Source organism: Microbacterium sp. NPDC058021, assembly GCF_042885955.1.
Lineage (GTDB): Bacteria > Actinomycetota > Actinomycetes > Actinomycetales > Microbacteriaceae > Microbacterium.
On record NZ_JBHVRF010000005.1, the window covers coordinates 221,856 to 238,119 of the forward strand.

The 16,264-nt window shown below is 70.7% G+C and carries 16 protein-coding genes; 8 read left to right on the forward strand and 8 right to left on the reverse strand.

What is annotated here, in order from left to right:
• Positions 1-12 precede the first annotated feature (12 nt).
• The 6 genes from ACFVR6_RS12395 to ACFVR6_RS12420 all read left to right on the forward strand — a co-directional run bounded on the left by ACFVR6_RS12395 (position 13) and on the right by ACFVR6_RS12420 (position 5,658).
• Positions 13-672, forward strand: a complete 660-nt coding sequence (locus ACFVR6_RS12395; protein WP_386963422.1) for a DedA family protein — start codon at positions 13-15, stop codon at positions 670-672.
• Positions 673-800: 128 nt separating this feature from the next.
• On the forward strand, positions 801-1,829 hold the full coding sequence (locus tag ACFVR6_RS12400; RefSeq protein ID WP_386963424.1) for an iron-siderophore ABC transporter substrate-binding protein: 1,029 nt from the start codon (positions 801-803) through the stop codon (positions 1,827-1,829).
• Between the two features lie 8 nt (positions 1,830-1,837).
• Positions 1,838-2,881, forward strand: a complete 1,044-nt coding sequence (locus ACFVR6_RS12405) for a FecCD family ABC transporter permease (RefSeq protein ID WP_386963804.1) — start codon at positions 1,838-1,840, stop codon at positions 2,879-2,881.
• A complete protein-coding gene (locus tag ACFVR6_RS12410; protein WP_386963426.1) occupies positions 2,878-3,903 on the forward strand; it encodes a FecCD family ABC transporter permease in 1,026 nt (341 codons plus the stop codon). Before ACFVR6_RS12405 ends, ACFVR6_RS12410 begins: the two co-directional genes overlap by 4 nt.
• Entirely contained in the window at positions 3,900-4,769 is an 870-nt protein-coding gene (locus tag ACFVR6_RS12415) for an ABC transporter ATP-binding protein (protein WP_386963428.1), read from the forward strand. The genes ACFVR6_RS12410 and ACFVR6_RS12415 overlap by 4 nt, the downstream gene beginning before the upstream one ends.
• Positions 4,753-5,658 (forward strand): siderophore-interacting protein, encoded by a 906-nt coding sequence (locus ACFVR6_RS12420; RefSeq protein ID WP_386963430.1) that lies wholly within the window; start codon positions 4,753-4,755, stop codon positions 5,656-5,658. The genes ACFVR6_RS12415 and ACFVR6_RS12420 overlap by 17 nt, the downstream gene beginning before the upstream one ends.
• A 756-nt stretch (positions 5,659-6,414) precedes the next feature.
• Here ACFVR6_RS12420 and ACFVR6_RS12425 read toward each other — a convergent pair.
• The 7 genes from ACFVR6_RS12425 to sufB form a co-directional block, all read right to left on the reverse strand.
• On the reverse strand, positions 6,415-7,785 hold the full coding sequence (locus tag ACFVR6_RS12425; protein WP_386963432.1) for an MFS transporter: 1,371 nt from the start codon (positions 7,783-7,785) through the stop codon (positions 6,415-6,417).
• Complete coding sequence (locus ACFVR6_RS12430; RefSeq protein ID WP_386963434.1) at positions 7,782-8,942, reverse strand: MalY/PatB family protein; 1,161 nt, start codon at positions 8,940-8,942, stop codon at positions 7,782-7,784. The genes ACFVR6_RS12425 and ACFVR6_RS12430 overlap by 4 nt, the downstream gene beginning before the upstream one ends.
• Positions 8,943-9,046: 104 nt before the next feature.
• The gene (locus ACFVR6_RS12435) at positions 9,047-9,376 is read right to left on the reverse strand and encodes a metal-sulfur cluster assembly factor (protein ID WP_386963436.1); all 330 of its coding nucleotides are present in this window, start codon (positions 9,374-9,376) and stop codon (positions 9,047-9,049) included.
• A 9-nt stretch (positions 9,377-9,385) separates the two neighbouring features.
• The gene (gene sufC, locus ACFVR6_RS12440; RefSeq protein ID WP_386963438.1) at positions 9,386-10,156 is read right to left on the reverse strand and encodes a Fe-S cluster assembly ATPase SufC; all 771 of its coding nucleotides are present in this window, start codon (positions 10,154-10,156) and stop codon (positions 9,386-9,388) included.
• A gap of 1 nt (position 10,157) precedes the next feature.
• Positions 10,158-10,484: a non-heme iron oxygenase ferredoxin subunit gene (locus ACFVR6_RS12445; RefSeq protein WP_386963440.1), complete on the reverse strand. Its 327-nt coding sequence runs from the start codon at positions 10,482-10,484 to the stop codon at positions 10,158-10,160.
• Positions 10,481-11,695, reverse strand: coding sequence for a Fe-S cluster assembly protein SufD (sufD, locus tag ACFVR6_RS12450; protein WP_386963442.1), 1,215 nt, complete (start codon positions 11,693-11,695; stop codon positions 10,481-10,483). The genes ACFVR6_RS12445 and sufD overlap by 4 nt, the downstream gene beginning before the upstream one ends.
• Positions 11,695-13,113 carry a Fe-S cluster assembly protein SufB gene (gene sufB / locus ACFVR6_RS12455; RefSeq protein ID WP_386963444.1) on the reverse strand — a complete coding sequence of 473 codons (1,419 nt, stop codon included), beginning with the start codon at positions 13,111-13,113 and terminating at the stop codon, positions 11,695-11,697. The genes sufD and sufB overlap by 1 nt, the downstream gene beginning before the upstream one ends.
• A 251-nt stretch (positions 13,114-13,364) precedes the next feature.
• On the opposite strand from sufB, the gene ACFVR6_RS12460 reads away from it, so the two are divergent.
• Both ACFVR6_RS12460 and ACFVR6_RS12465 read left to right on the forward strand, forming a co-directional pair.
• Positions 13,365-14,348, forward strand: coding sequence for a COX15/CtaA family protein (locus tag ACFVR6_RS12460; RefSeq protein WP_386963446.1), 984 nt, complete (start codon positions 13,365-13,367; stop codon positions 14,346-14,348).
• Between the two features lie 84 nt (positions 14,349-14,432).
• Positions 14,433-14,918, forward strand: a complete 486-nt coding sequence (locus ACFVR6_RS12465; RefSeq protein ID WP_386963448.1) for a dinucleotide-utilizing enzyme — start codon at positions 14,433-14,435, stop codon at positions 14,916-14,918.
• 102 nt (positions 14,919-15,020) lie between these two features.
• Here the strand turns inward: ACFVR6_RS12465 and ACFVR6_RS12470 are convergent, their stop codons facing one another.
• On the reverse strand, positions 15,021-15,878 hold the full coding sequence (locus ACFVR6_RS12470) for an endonuclease domain-containing protein (RefSeq protein ID WP_386963450.1): 858 nt from the start codon (positions 15,876-15,878) through the stop codon (positions 15,021-15,023).
• Positions 15,879-16,264 lie beyond the last annotated feature (386 nt).

The following is a 16,264-nucleotide window of genomic DNA, read 5'->3' on the forward strand; positions in this document are numbered from 1 at the left end:
TAGCGTCGAAGGGTGGACGTCGTCAATGAGCTCATCCTGCAGGCCGTGGCATCCCCCTGGCTCCCCCTCGTCATGCTCATCGTGGCCATCGTGGACGGGTTCTTCCCGCCGGTGCCGAGCGAGACGGTACTCGTGGCGGCGGCCGCCGTCGCCGTCTCCTCCGGCGACCCCGACCTGATTCTGCTGTGCGCCGCCGCGGCGCTGGGCGCCATGATCGGCGACAACCTGGCGTTCGCCATCGGCCGCCGCGTCGGCACGAGCCGGTGGCGGTGGATGCGACGGCCGCGGGTGGCCGCCGCGTTCACCTGGGCGGGCAGCACGCTCGAGCGTCGCGCGGCTGCGCTCATCATCGGTGCCCGCTACATCCCGGTCGGTCGCGTCGCGGTCAACATGGCCGCCGGCGCACTCGGCTACCCGTGGCGCCGCTTCCTGCCGCTCAGTGCGATCGCAGCCACCTCCTGGACGATCTACAGCACCGGGCTCGGCGTGCTCGCCGGCCACTGGATGGCGGACCAGCCCTTCCTCAGCGCCCTCGTCGGCATCGTGCTCGCCCTCGCCATCGGCCTCGTGATCGACCGTGTCGCAGCGCTGCGGCGCGCACGTCGGGCACGGGCGACCGCTGCCGCGTCCGCAGCGGAGTCGGCGCCGGAACCGGAATTGGCACGACGCTGAAGGTCGACGCGCGGCCGTCGCGCTGCGCTCGGGAAGGGCAGAGCGTCCTCGGTTCGGAAGATCGGCTCCGAGGAAGTAAAGTAAGCCTGCCCTAATCTTTCGGGCCATCGCCACTCACGGAGGTTGCCATGCCCCGCACACGATTCACCGCCGCCGCCGCGTCACTCGCGGCCGCCGCACTCCTGCTCTCCGGCTGCGCCGGCAGCACGCCCGCCGATGCCGGCTCCGCCGGATCATCGGATGCCGCGTTCGAAGAGATCACGATCGAGCACGCCCTGGGTGAGACCACCATCACCGAGAAGCCGGAACGCGTCGCGACGATCGCGTGGGCGAACCACGAGGTGCCCCTCGCGCTGGGCGTCGTGCCGGTCGGGATGAGCAAGGCGTCGTGGGGCGACGACGACGGTGACGGTGTGCTGCCGTGGGTCGAGGACCGCCTGGAAGAGCTCGACGCCGAGACGCCGGTGCTGTTCGACGAGACCGACGGCATCGACTTCGAGGCCGTCGCCGACACGCAGCCCGACGTGATCCTCGCCGCCTACTCCGGGTTGACGCAGGAAGAGTACGACACGCTGTCGAAGATCGCACCGGTCGTCGCCTACCCCGACATCGCGTGGGCGACGTCCTACGAGGACATGATCCGTCTCAACTCCGCGGCACTGGGGCTCGCCGACGAAGGCGAGCAGCTGATCGAGGACCTGCACGCCGAGGTCGACACGGCTCTGGCCGCGCACCCCGGTCTGGCCGATGCGAAGGTGCTCTTCTCCTACCTCGACCCCGCTGATTTCAGCTCGGTGGGCTTCTACACCAGTCACGACACCCGGCCGGGCTTCCTCGAGAGCCTGGGGCTGCCGGCACCCGCCGTGGTGAGCGAGGAGTCCGAGGGAACCGACGCGTTCTACCTCACGGTGAGCTCCGAAGAGGCCGACCGCTTCGCGGACGTCGACGTCTTCGTCACGTACGGCTCCCCCGATGGCGCGATCATCCAGCAGCTGCAGGCCGACCCGCTGCTGTCGCAGATCCCCGCGATCGCCGAGGGGCGCATCGCGATCCTCGAGGAGTCGAGCCCGCTCGCGGCATCCGCGAACCCCTCGCCGCTGTCGATCGGCTGGGGTATCGACGAGTACTTCGCCGTCCTCGCCGGCGCTCTCGACTGACTCGGGTGATCGACCAGCACACTCCCGCACCGCTGCCGGACGCCGCCGCTCTGCGGCGCCCGGCAGCGGTGCGGCTGGCGTGGATCGGCGCGGGCATCGGTGCGGTCGCGCTGCTGGTCGTGGCGTCGGTCGCGTTCGGAGTGCGCGACGTGTCGATCGACGAGATCCTCCGCGGCCTGAGCGGTGACACCGGCGGCATCGCTGAGGCCGCGGTCGTCGCCCGCATCCCGCGCACCGTGCTGGCGATGCTCGTCGGGGCGGCGCTGGCGATGTCGGGGGCGACGATGCAGGCCGTCACGCGCAACCCGTTGGCCGATCCCGGCATCCTCGGGGTCTCGGGCGGGGCGAGTCTCGCCGTCGTCATCGGCATCGCCTTCTTCGGCCTCTCCGCGCCGTACAGCGTCATGGGTGTCGCGATCGCCGGCGCCGCGGGGGCGGCCGTGTTCGTCTACGCGGTCGGTTCGCTCGGCCGCGGCGGGGCGACTCCGCTGAAGCTCACCCTTGCCGGGGCCGCCAGTTCCGCCGCCTTCATGTCGCTGGTGAGCGCGGTGCTGCTGCCGCGCGTGGACGTGCTGGAGACCTTCCGCTTCTGGCAGATCGGCGGCGTCGGCGGTGCCACCTGGGACCGCATCATCGCCCTGCTGCCCGTCCTCGGCATCGGCGCGATCATCTGCCTCGCGACCGCGCGCGGCATGAACTCGCTCGCCCTCGGCGACGACCTCGCCGCCGGTCTCGGCGAGAACGTCGCACGCACCCGCCTCGTCTCCTCGATCGGGGCCATCGTCTTGTGCGGGGCAGCCACCGCGGTCGCCGGCCCCATCGCCTTCGTCGGCCTGGTGATCCCGCATCTCTGCCGGCTGCTGATCGGCACCGACCACCGCTGGCTGCTGCCGCTGTCGGCACTCGCGGGAGCCGCGCTGCTCGTGGCCGCCGACGTCGTCGGGCGCGTGATCGCACGGCCGTCCGAGATCGAGGTCGGCATCATCACGGCGCTCATCGGCGCGCCGGTGTTCATCTGGATCGTCCGGCGCCAGCGGGTGAGGGAACTGTGAGCGCTCCGCAGATCATCGCCGGCCGACGGCACCGCCAGCGCCGGCACGCGCTGGTGACGGGCGTGCTCGTGCTGCTCATCGCCGTCGCCTACGCCGTCACGCTGATGGTCGGGAAGACCTTCTACTCCCCCGCGGAGGTCCTGGCCGTGATCTTCGGTGACACGGTCCCGGGGGCGTCCTTCACGGTCGGCGAGCTGCGCCTGCCGCGCGCGACGCTCGCCCTGTTCGCCGGGTTCGCCTTCGGCATCGCCGGCGCCACCTTCCAGACGATGCTGCGCAACCCGCTCGCCTCACCCGACATCATCGGCATCTCGTCGGGTGCGAGCGCCGCCGCCGTGTTCGGCATCATCGTGCTCTCGCTCGACGAGACGTCAGTGTCGCTGATGGCGCTGGGCGGGGCGCTGCTGACCGCCGCAGCGATCTACCTGCTGTCCAACCGTGGCGGGTTCGCCGGCACGCGGCTGATCCTCATCGGCATCGGCGTCGCCGCGATGCTCGACAGCGCCGTGACGTACGTGCTCTCGCGGGCGGCGGCCTGGGATCTGCAGACGGCGATGCAGTGGCTCACCGGCAGCCTCAACGGCGCGACGTGGGCGAGCGTGCTGCCGGTCGTGCTCTCGTGCGCGCTGCTGGCGCCCGTCATGCTCAGCCAGAACCGCAACCTCGGTGCGCTGCGGCTGGGCGACGACTCCGCCGCAGCCCTCGGGGTGAACGTCCGTCGCACCCGCGTGCTGCTGATCGTGGGGGCCGTCACCCTTCTCGCCTTCGCAACCGCGGCAGCGGGACCCATCGCGTTCGTCGCGTTCATGGCGGGGCCCATCGCCGCCCGCATCGTCGGCGCGGGCGCCTCGCCCCTGCTGCCTGCCGGCCTCGTCGGCGCGCTCCTCGTGCTCGTGGCCGACCTCATCGGCCAGTTCGCCTTCGACAACCGCTATCCGGTCGGTGTGGTCACGGGTGTGCTCGGCGCCCCGTACCTCATCTACCTCCTCATCAGGACCAACCGCTCGGGAGGCTCACTGTGAGCACGACCCACACCCTCGCCGCCGAGGCGCTCACCCTCGCCTACGGCGACCGCGTCGTGATCGAGGGTCTCGACATCGAGATCCCGCCCGGAAAGATCACCGCGATCGTGGGGGCCAACGGCTGCGGCAAGTCGACGCTGCTGCGCGCCCTCGCCCGGCTCGTCGCCCCGCGCTCGGGTCAGGTGCTGCTGGACGGCCAGTCCCTCCGGGGCCGGCCCACGAAGGAGATCGCCCGCACGCTGGGGCTCCTGCCCCAGAGCCCCACCGCGCCCGAGGGCATCGCGGTGGCCGACCTCGTCGGCCGGGGGCGGCATCCGCATCAGAAGCTCCTCGCACGGTGGAGCGAGCGCGACTATGCCGTCGTCGCGCAGGCGCTGGCCGACACCGGCATCGCCGACCTCGCCGATCGGGCCGTCGACGAGCTGTCCGGCGGCCAGCGGCAGCGCGTGTGGATCGCGATGGCACTCGCGCAGGAGACCGACGTGCTGCTGCTGGACGAGCCGACCACGTTCCTCGATGTGGCCCACCAGATCGAGGTGCTCGACCTGCTCACCGACCTCAACCGCGACCGCGGCACGACGATCGTCATGGTGCTGCACGACATCAACCTCGCCGCCCGCTACGCCGACCACGTCTTCGCGGTGCGCTCGGGGCGCATCGTCGCCAGCGGCGCGCCGTCGGAGGTCATCACCGACACCCTCATCCGCGACGTCTTCGACCTCGACAGCGTCGTCGTCCCCGATCCCGTCTCGGGGGCTCCCATCGTGCTGCCCCGCGGCCGGCACCACGTCCGGCCGCGTCCGGACACCCACCACGACGCCCTCGACCCGACCCTCCCTGGAGATCCCGATGACCGCGCCCGCTGACACCTCCCGCTTCTTCCGCGCGCGGGTGAGCTCGATCACCGATCTGACCCCGAGCTTCCGCCGGTTCACCTTCACCGGTGACGACCTCGCCGAGTACGGCGACACCGGGTTCGACCAGCGCGTGAAGGTGGTCTTCCCGACCCCGACCATCCCGTTGGATGCCATGCCCACCGGTGCGGACTGGTATCTGCAGTGGCGGGAGCTGCCCGAAGACGCTCGGCCGCCGTTCCGCACGTACACCACCCGCGCGGTGCGCCCCGAAGCGCGGGAGGTCGACATCGACATGGTCGCGCACGACGTGCTCGGACCGGCATCCGCCTGGATCGACCGCGCCGTCGTCGGCGACGAGGTGCTCGTCTACGCGCCCACCACCGCCCACACCGGCGTGAGCTACGGCATCGACTTCGTCCCGCCCGCGCAGACCGACGCGATGCTGCTCGTGGGCGACGAGACCGCGGCGCCCGCGCTCGCCGTCATCCTCGAGCAGCTGCCCGTCCAGGCGCGGGGCGTCGTGGTGCTCGAAGTCCCCGACCCGGCCGATGCCGCCTACCTGCCCCGGCACGCCGGCTTCGAGTACCACGTCAGTGCCCGCAGCGGCGACCGGCACGAGCATCTGCTGGCTTCGGTCGCAACGGCCGCGGCGCGACTGGCGCCCGCCGGCCGCGGTGCGGAGGTGGAGGAGATCGACGTCGACACCGAAATCCTGTGGGAGGTGCCCCGCACCGCGAAGGGCGGGGCTGCGCTGAAGAGCGCGCCCCTGTACGCGTGGCTGGCCGGCGAGTCGGGTGTCATCAAGACGCTGCGCCGCCAGCTCGTGTCCGTGCAGGGCGTCGACCGTCGCGCGGTCGCGTTCATGGGCTACTGGCGCCAGGGCAAAGCCGAGAACTGACCCCGCCCTCGTCGCGGTCGCGGCGGTCGCGGCGGTCGCGGCGGTCGCGGCGGTCGCCACAGCTTCGGAAAAAGCCACAACTTCGGACCAGAGCACCCGATCCACTCCGAAGAACCGGCGATCCCCGAAGAACCGGCGACGGGGATGCCGGTGGACGCCGCCAAGCTGCAGCATCCACCGCCGGCGAGGCGGAGGCCGCGGCATCCAACCCCTCCCCGCGCCACTGCATCGGAGAAAGCCACAGCTTCGGACCGATCCCCCGGACCCGCTCCGAAGATCCGTAGGACTCCGAAGAACCGGCGATCCCGGATGCCGCCGTGCGCGCCGTCCCGCCGCGCGCCGTGCGCGCTGCGGGCGCGCGCCTGCCGCGCGTCCGGCCGCGGCATCCACCCGCTACTCATCGCCACAGCTTCGGAGAAAGCCACAACTTCGGACCAGAGCACCCGATCCACTCCGAAGAACCGGCGATATCCGAAGAACCGGCGACGGGGATGCCGGTGGACGTCGCGAAGCCGCGGCACCCACCGCCGGCGATGCGGGGGCCGCGGCCTCCGACCCGCGCCACTACGTCGGAGAAAGCCACAGCTTCGGACCGATCCCCCGGAACCGCTCCGAAGAACCGTAGAACTCCGAAGAACCGGCGATGCGGATGCCGCGGCGCGCCGACCCCCGACCCGCGCGCATCGCGCACCGCGCCCGCGCGCCCCGCGGGACCCCCGACCCGCGCGCACCGGCGACCCCGCGCCCGCACCCCACTCAGCCGCGCGGCGCCTCCTGCGCGTGCCCGAGACGCAGCCCGGGCACGAGGGCGAGCACCGACAGGCCGGCCGCGATCGCGAAGACGACGGGGAATCCCGCCCCGGAACCGGCCAGCGCGGTGAACGCGATGCCCATCGTCGCGATCACCACGGCCGCGCCCACCGAGTCCGAGATCGACAGGGCGGACGAGTTGAAACCCTGATTCTGCGGCGTCGAGTAGGCAAGTGTCAGCACCGTGAGCCGCGGGTACATCAGCCCCATGCCCGCTCCCGCAAGCGACCAACCGGCCACCAGCACGAACGGGTCGAGGTGCCACAGCGCGGTGGCGCCCGCGATCGCGACCGCGGCGAACAGCAGCGCCGTCCCGATCACCGTGATCCGCGCGTTCCCCAGCCAGTCGCCCCAGCGGCCCTGCACCGCCGCACCGAGCGCCCACAGCAGTGCGGCCGCGGTCAGCCCGAAGCCCGCCCACACCGGCGAGAATCCGTACTCGTCGATCAGCAGCTTGGGCACGTAGATCTCGGCCCCGAACAGCGCCCCGGCGATGAGCGCGCGCATGAGCACGACGCTCGGCAGGCCCCGTCCGCTCGTAAGCGTCCGCCGCGGCAGCAGCGGCCGCACCGTGACCAGAACGACCAGCACGGATGCCACGACCACGACCGGCGTGAACTCCCCTGCCTCCCCCGCGAGGCTGAGCGCCAGCGCGCCCGCCGCGACGAGCGTCGCCCAGGCCAGCCGTCGCGCCACCGGCGAGCGATCGGGGTGCGTCGTGGTCAGATCGGTGCCGCGCAACCGCGCCCACACCAGCACGAAGGCGGCGAGGGTGAGCGCGGCGACGCCGAGGAAGACCCACCGCCAGTGCAGGAATTCCGCGACGGCCCCGGCGAGCACCGGTCCGATGAGCGAGGGCACCACCCACGCGGCGGAGAACGCGGCGAACACGCGTCCGTGCAGCGGCGCGGGGTAGATGCGCGCGACCACGACGTACAGCGCCACGGTCTGGCCGCCGGTGCCGAGTCCCTGCAGCAGCCTGCCGGCGACGAGCACCTCCATCGTGGCGGCGAGTCCGGCCACCACCAGACCCGCGGCGAACAGCACGACCGCGGTCGTCAGCGGCGCGACGGGGCTCGAGCGGTCGCACCAGGCACCCACGGCCACCATGCCGATGACACTCGTTGCGAGCGTCGCGGAGAACGCGACGGCGTACAGCGCCTCACCGTCGAGGTCGGCGCTGACGACCGGCATGACGGTCGTGACGGCGAGAGCCTGCGTCGCGGCGAGGAAGATCATCGCGACCGCCCCGAGCGTCACCCACAGATAGCGCGGAGCCCAGATGCCGGCATCCGCCCTCCCCGGCGCCCCGCTCACGCGCGCACGAGGGCGCCGATGCGCTCGATCGCCTCGCGGAGCACATCCGGCGAGCAGCCGAAGTTGATGCGCACGTAGCCGGCACCCTCCACGCCGAACGCGGGGCCGTAGTGCAGCGCCACCTTCGCCTCACGCAGGATCTTCGCCGCCGGGTTGTCTCCCCAGCCGAGCGCGCCGAGATCCACCCAGGCGAGGAATCCGGCGTCGGGCATGCGGTACCGAGCGCCGGGCACGTGCTCCGCGAGCAGCTCGGCGAGCAATCGGCGGTTCTCGTCGAGTGCGGCCAGCAGGCTCCCGAGCCATGCGTCGCTGTCCGGAGCGAACGCGGCGACATTCGCCAGCGCCCCGAACAGTCCCGTGCGCCACTCCACCTCGGCGGGCAGGGCGTCCACGACCGCGGCGGTCGCGTCCGCCGCGGTCACCATGACCGCGCACTTGAGGCCGGCGAGGTTGTAGGTCTTGCTCGCGCTGGTGACGGCGTATCCGGTGCGCGCCGCGGCGGGCGACGACGCGAGATAGGGCGTGAAGCGGATGCCGGGCTGTGTCAGCGGCGCGTGGATCTCGTCGCTGATGACGATCGCTCCGTAGCGATCGGCGAGTTCGGCCAGCCCCGCCAGTATCTCGCGCGAGTGCACGGTGCCGGTGGGGTTGTGCGGGTTGCACAGCAGCATGGCCCGCGCTCCGCCGGCGAACGCCGCTTCGATGCCCGGCAGGTCCAGCTTCCAGCCCTCGCCGGTGTCCGCCAACGCGACGCGTTCGACGACACCCCCAGCCTCGGTGATGCAGTCGCCGAACGGCGGATAGACCGGCGGGGTGATGATGACGCGGTCGCCGGGGGTGATCGTGGCGCGCAGCAGCTCGACGACGCCCATCATGACGTCGGTCGTGGACCGTACACGCGCGGGGGCGACGTCCCAGTCCCAGTGGCGCCGCGCATACCCGCTGAAGGCGGCGCGGATGCCGGGATCGGGCGGGGTGTATCCGGTGTCGCCGAGGGCGACGGCGCGGGCGAGCACCTCGGTGATCGCCGGCGCGAGCGGAAAATCCAGCTCCGCGACGAACAGCGGCAGCACGTCGTCGGGGTAGGTGCGCCACTTGGTGCTGCTGCGCCGGCGCAGCTCGGCGAGGGGTGGAGCCTGCAGGGGGGTGGGGGTCACGCTGTCGCCGTTCCATCCGGGAGTCGATGCGCGCGTGACGCGCGCCCCTCCACCTTGACATGCCGACGGGCCAACACCGTTGATCGGTGCTGGCCCGTCCGAGGTCAGATCGCGAAGCCGAGGGCTCGCATCATGTCCCGACCGTCGTCGGTGATGCGCTCAGGGCCCCACGGCGGCATCCACACCCAGTTGATGCGGAAGCGCTGCACGACCTGATCCAGCGACTGCGCCGTCTGCTCTTCGAGCACGTCCGTCAGCGGGCAGCCGGCGGAGGTCAGCGTCATGTGGATGACGAGAGCGTCGTTCTCGTCGTCCCACGCCAGGTCGTAGATGAGGCCGAGGTCCACGACGTTGATCCCCAGTTCGGGGTCCATGACGTCTTTGAGTGCCTCGAGCACCTCTTCATACTTCTCCGGAGAGAGCGTGGCGGTCATGATGCGATCCTACGCATCGGTGGCGTCGGCGGGCTCGAGGTAGCGGTCGTAACCTTCGCTCTCGAGACGGTCGGCCAGCTCCGGGCCGCCCTCTTCCGCGATACGGCCCGCGACCATGACGTGCACGAAGTCGGGGTGGATGTAGCGGAGGATGCGGGTGTAGTGCGTGATGAGCAGCACGCCGAGGCCGGTGTTCTCCTTGGCGCGGTTGACGCCCTCCGAGACGATCTTCAGCGCGTCGACGTCGAGACCGGAGTCGGTCTCGTCGAGCACGGCGATCTTCGGCTTGAGCAGCTCGAGCTGCAGGATCTCGTGGCGCTTCTTCTCGCCGCCGGAGAAGCCCTCGTTGACGTTGCGCTGGGCGAACTTCGAGTCCATGCGCAGGTTCTTCATGGCCTCCTTGACGTCCTTCGTCCAGGTGCGCAGCGCGGGCGCCTCACCCTCGATGGCCGTCTTGGCGGTGCGGAGGAAGTTCGTCACGGTGACCCCGGGGATCTCCACCGGGTACTGCATCGCCAGGAACACGCCGGCGCGGGCGCGCTCGTCCACCGACATCGCCAGCACGTCCTCACCGTCGAAGGTGATGGAGCCACCGGTGACGGTGTACTTCGGGTGGCCGGCGATCGTGTAGGCCAGCGTCGACTTGCCGGAGCCGTTGGGGCCCATGATGGCGTGGGTCTCGCCGGTGCGGATCGTGAGGGTCACGCCGTTGAGGATGGGGGTCGTTCCCTCATCGGTCTCGACCGTCACGTGCAGGTCGCGGATCTCGAGGACAGACATGTCAGACTTCCTTCTTCAGGTTCGGGTCGATGAGCACATCGTCGCCGTCGATCTCGACGACGTAGACGGGGACGGGCTCGTACGCGGGGAGGTTGAGGGGGCGGCCGGTGAGCAGCGAGAACGCCGAGCCGTGGGCCCAGCATTCGAGGGTCTCCCCCTCGACGAACCCCTCCGACAGCGAGATGTCGCCGTGCGTGCAGGTGTCGCCGATCGCGTGCACCTCACCGTTCGAGTCGAGCACGACCGCGATCGGCACGCCCTCCACCTCGAAGCGACGCGCCGCGTCCTGCTCCAGCTCGCTCAGCGCGCACACGCGGGTCGCGGTCATGCCTGCTCTCCTGCTTCCAGCTCGGCGAGGATGGCTGCCGTGAGCTCCTCTTCGAGCGAGGGGATGCCGGTCTTCTGCACGATTTCGCCGAGGAAGCCGACGACCACGAGGCGCCGGGCCTCCTGCTCATCGATACCGCGGGCCTGCAGGTAGAACAGCTGCTCGTCGTCGAAGCGTCCGGTGGCGCTGGCGTGGCCGGCGCCCTGGATGTCACCGGTCTCGATCTCGAGGTTCGGGATCGATTCGGCGCGGGCGCCGTCGGTGAGAACGAGGTTGCGGTTGGCCTCGTAGGAGTTGGTGCCGGTGGCATCCGGACCGATCAGCACGTCGCCGATCCAGACGCTGCGGGCGCTCTCACCCTGCAGCGCGCCCTTGTAGAGCACGTCGCCGGTGGTGTGCGGGCCCTTGTGGTGCATGAACACCTGGCTCTCGAGGTGCTGCCCGGCGTCGGAGAAAGACACGCCGTAGAGCTTGCACTCGGAACCGGCGCCGGCCAGCTCCACCGACGGGTTCACGCGCACGACGCCGCCGCCCAGGCTCACCACGACGTGGGTGAGGCTGGCGTCGCGGTCGACGCGCGCCTGGTGGGATGCCACGTGCACGGCATCCTCGTCCCAGCGCTGCACCGAGACGAGGTTCAGCCGTGCGCCCTCGCGGACGATGATCTCGACGTTCTGCGCGTACTGCGCGGCACCGGAGTGGTACAGCAGCACGGAGGCGGCGGAGTTGGGCATGGCCTCGATGATGATGTGCGCCTGTGCATGGCGGGGCGTGCCGTCGGCGTCGCGGCGACCGCTCAGGTCGACGCGGATCGTCTCCTCGACGACGGCGTCGCCGGGGATCCGCACGTGCAGCGCGTCCTTGCCGTTCTTCCAGGCGAGGGCGGCGACGACATCCTCCGGGCGGAAGACCTCACCGCGCACCGGCGCCTCGTGGCCCTGCGAGGGGACGAGCATCGCGGCGGGGATGCCCGCCACGTCGTAGTCGATCGCGTTGTCGGGGCCGGACTCGGTGTCCTCATCCGTCAGCACGGCGCCCAGACGGGCGACCGGGGTGTGCTTCCAGTTGACCTCGCGGCCGGTCGGCATGCCGAAGTCGGCCGGGTCGTACGACGTGGGTCGCTCGGAACGGGTCTGCACCGGGACGAACGCCGCGGCAGGGTCGATGTGGCCCTCCGCGCGAGCGGCGGGGGCCTGGGTCGCTGTCGTCATCAGCCGACGGATCCTTCCATGCCCATCTCGATGAGCTTGTTCAGCTCGAGGGCGTACTCCATGGGCAGTTCACGGGCGATGGGCTCGATGAAGCCGCGGACGATCATCGCCATGGCCTCGTCTTCGGGCATGCCCCGCGACTGCAGGTAGAACAGCTGCTCTTCGCTCACCTTCGACACCGTGGCCTCGTGACCGAGCTGCACGTCGTCGACGCGGATGTCGATGGCGGGGTAGGTGTCGGAGCGCGACTTGGTGTCCACCAGCAGCGCGTCGCAGCGCACCGTGTTGGCGGAGTGGTGCGCGTTGGCATCCACCCGCACCTCGCCGCGGTAACCGGCACGTCCGCCGCCGCGGGCGATGGACTTGGAGATGATCGACGACTGCGTGTACGGCGCCATGTGGATCATCTTGGCGCCGGCGTCCTGGTGCTGGCCGGGGCCGGCGAAAGCGACCGACAGGGTCTCACCCTTGGCGTGCTCGCCCACCAGGAAGATCGACGGGTACTTCATCGTCACCTTGGAGCCGATGTTGCCGTCGACCCACTCCATGGTCGCGCCCTCGTGGGCGATGGCCCGCTTGGTGACCAGGTTGTAGACGTTGGTCGACCAGTTCTGGATCGTCGTGTAGCGAACGCGGGCGTTCTTCTTCACGATGATCTCGACCACGGCGGAGTGCAGCGAGTCGGACTGGTAGATCGGGGCGGTGCAGCCCTCGATGTAGTGCACGTAGGAGTCTTCGTCCGCGATGATCAGGGTCCGCTCGAACTGGCCCATGTTCTCGGTGTTGATGCGGAAGTACGCCTGCAGCGGGATGTCGACGCGTACGCCCTTGGGGACGTAGACGAACGAGCCGCCCGACCACACGGCCGTGTTCAGCGCGGCGAACTTGTTGTCCCCGGAGGGGATGACGGTGCCGAAGTACTCCTCGAAGAACTCGGGGTGCTCGCGCAGCGCGGTGTCGGTGTCCATGAAGATGACACCCTGCGCCTCGAGGTCCTCGCGGATCTGGTGGTAGACCACCTCGGACTCGTACTGCGCGGCGACGCCGGCGACGAGGCGCTGGCGCTCGGCCTCGGGGATGCCGAGACGCTCGTACGTGTTCTTGATGTCCTCCGGGAGGTCTTCCCAGGTCTGCGCCTGCTTCTCGGTGGAGCGCACGAAGTACTTGATGTTGTCGAAGTCGATGTCGCTGAGGTCGGCGCCCCAGGTCGGCATGGGCTTGCGATCGAACAGCTGCAGTGCCTTGAGGCGGGTTTTGAGCATCCACTCCGGCTCCGCCTTGAGGGCGGAGATATCACGGACCACCGCTTCGCTGAGGCCGCGCTTGGCGGCAGCGCCGGCGGCATCGGGGTCGTGCCAGCCGAACTCGTACACCCCCAGCCCATCGAGCTCGGGGCGGTCGATCAGCACATCCGACATGATGTTTCCTCCTCTGGGCCGCAACGGTGTCATCCGTCCCGACATTCCCCGCTCCCCCGTGGAGTTCCGAGGGTGGGATGTCGCTTCCGGGCCCGCTTAACCGGCGCGGATTCGCGCCTAGACTATGGGTGATGTCCGTCGCTTGCGCGCGGCATCCCTACCCCCCGAGTCTACAGGCAACGCCGACACCACGGCGTGGCCACGGCGCCCGGCCGATCCCGATCCGGAGCGCTCTCCCAGGAGGCGACGACATGTCCCACGCGGCTGCGACGACGACCGGACGCTCCCGGTTCTACAACTGGCTCCCCCGCGCGGTCGATCGGCGCGTGCGGATCTTCGCCTGGCTGTCGTTCGTGGCCGAGGTGCTCATCATCGCCACCGGCGGCGCCGTGCGCCTCACCGGCTCCGGCCTCGGCTGCCCGACGTGGCCCACCTGCACCGCCGAATCACTCGTGAACACGCCGGAGATGGGCATCCATGGCGTCATCGAGTTCGGCAACCGCACGTTGACCGGACTCGTCGGCATCCTGGCTGTGATCGTCGTCGTGCTGGTGTGGCGCATGCGCGCCGAGCGCCGCGACCTGTTCGTGCTGTCGCTCATCGTGGTGGGCGGCGTCGTCGCGCAGGCGATCGTCGGCGGCATCACGGTGCTCACCGGCCTGAACCCCTTCATCGTCGGGTTCCACTACGTCGCCTCTCTCGTGTTGGTGTGCGTGTGCGCCGCCTTCCTCGTGCGCATGAATTCCGTGGCCGGCCCGCGCGAGCGTGCGGTGCCGCGCTGGTACGCGATCACGACGCACGTCACGACCCTCGCCCTCGCGGTCACGATCGTGTTCGGCGTGCTGACCACCGGCGCCGGCCCCCACTCGGGCGATGCGGATGCCGGACGCAACGGGTTCAACGCCGAGGTGCTCGAGCACGTGCACGCGTGGCCCGGATACATCCTCTTCGCACTCGTGCTGACCCTCACCGTCGTCGCGTGGCTGCGCCGCCTCCCGACCCGCACCTGGAGCACCACCCTGCTGGGCGTCGTGCTGGTGCAGATCGCGGTGGGCCTCTACCAGGCACGCAACGGCCTGCCGGAGTTCGCCGTCGGAGTGCACATGGTGCTCGCCGCCCTGGCCGCGGCCGCGATGACCGTTCTGGTGCTGCACCTGAAGGCGCCCCGGGCCGCGCATGCGACCACGGACGCCGCGGATGGTCCTGCCCTCGCCGCGCGCACAGCGCACTCATAGTCCCCACATCGCGTGCACCAGGGTGACTGGTGCACAGTTGTAGGCCGTGGCGGATTGCGCCGCGTTCCCCAGTCAAGGAGCAGCATGTCCTCTCGTCCCCGCCTCGTCCGCAGCATCCCCTTCTGGGGTCTGATCGCAGGATCGCTGGCCAGCGGCATCGCCGGCACCATGCTCCTGACGGACCGGCTCGGCGCCATGGCGTCGGCTCTCACCGACGGCACCGCCACCGGCATCGAGGTGTACGTGGGCCAGATCGAGGCCGTCTTCGGCGCGATCCTCGTCGGCGCCGGCATCGTCGGGCTCGCTCTCGCGCTCACCGTGGCCTCCATCCGTTCGTTCGTGCCGTCGGCTCCCGTCGCCGCGCCGCTTGCTCCGGTCGAGTCGGCTGACCGGGTTGAGCCGGTCGCGTCGGCTGCGCCGGTTGCCTCGGCTGCGCCGGCTGCGCCGGTTGCCTCGGCTGCGCCGGCTGCGCCTGCCGCTTCGGCCGACTCGATCGAGGACGGTGCCGCGCAGGCCTCGGCCACCGGTTCGACCGACGCCGAGCTCGCCCCCGCCGAGCCCCGCAACTGACCCCCCGCGCCACGTCTTCGGAGATCGCCGCATTCTCGGACCCGGGTTCCCGGTGGCATCCGAGCGAGCGCTGATCTCCGAAGACGTGGCGTTTCGCATTCCTCACGCCGCACGGTGAAGCCCCTGCCCGACCGCGCGTGCGATGAGATCCTGAACCGCCGGCCAGTCCTCGACCACCTGCTCGTATGTCACGCGGATGACGTGATAGCCCTGCAGCATGAGCGCCGCGTCATGCGCGACGTCACTCGCGCGCTGGCCGCCGACGTGCTGGCGCCCGTCGATCTGCACCACGAGACGTCGCCCGATCAGGAAGTCGACCCGGTGCCCCAGGATCCACGCCTGCGGCACGATGCGCACTCGCAGCCAGCGCAGCCGCACCGAGAAGATCGTCTCGAGCCCCGACCCGGCGAAGCTCTGTGCCGTTTCGAGCAACCCCCGCGCGGTGTTGTCCAGCGGCAGCCGCGCGAGTTCCTCCCGCACAGCGTGCCCCCGCTCGAGAGCCGACTCCCACACCGCCAGCGCCACTTCGTGCGGTTGACAGTGGGCCACGATCGTCAGCACGTTCTCGATCGGATCCACCAGGGCATCCGGATGCCGCGGCACGAGCGGCACCGCCCAGTGCACCCGCACGCGCTCGGCCTTATGCCCGGCCGCGTGCGGCTCGGCCGCCACGTGTGGTCGCTCTTCGCGCAGCACCCACAATCCGAGTCTCCGTGCCTGCGTGAGGCACGACAGCACGACGCCGCCGCGTGCCGCCGCGACGAGTTCGGCATCGGCGCCGGGCAACGCGACCCAATCGCGCCGCACCCGGACCAGTAGCCCGCGCTCCAACGCCAGGCGGATGCAGTATCGCGACCAGCCCGCCGTCAGCAGCGACGCGACGCGCGCGACGCCGCCCTGCGCACCAACGTGCGCGCACAGCGCCCGTAGCGCCCTCTCGATCCGGATCGTCGCCTCCATGCGCCCACCCTGCCCGGATGCGGCACTCCCCCGTGGCGCCGAGGAGGCGATCCGTGGACGATCCGGCGGCATCCGCGCCCTGTGGAGGAAGCGTCGAGCGCGCGGCCGGCGGAGGCGGCACCCATCCCCGGCCGCCACAACCTCGGAGATCGCCACTTCTTCGGAGCCGAACCGGCCACCCGCTCCGAAACACCGTCGATCTCCGAAGAACCGGCGACCGGATGCCGCGGGTACGGGCGCAGCGACAACCGGCGACCGGATGCCGCGGGTACGGCCGGCGGAGGCGGCATCCATCCCCGGCCGCCACAACCTCGGAGATCGCCACTTCTTCGGAGCCGAACCGGCCACCCGCTCCGAAACACCGTCGATCTCCGAAGAACCGGCGA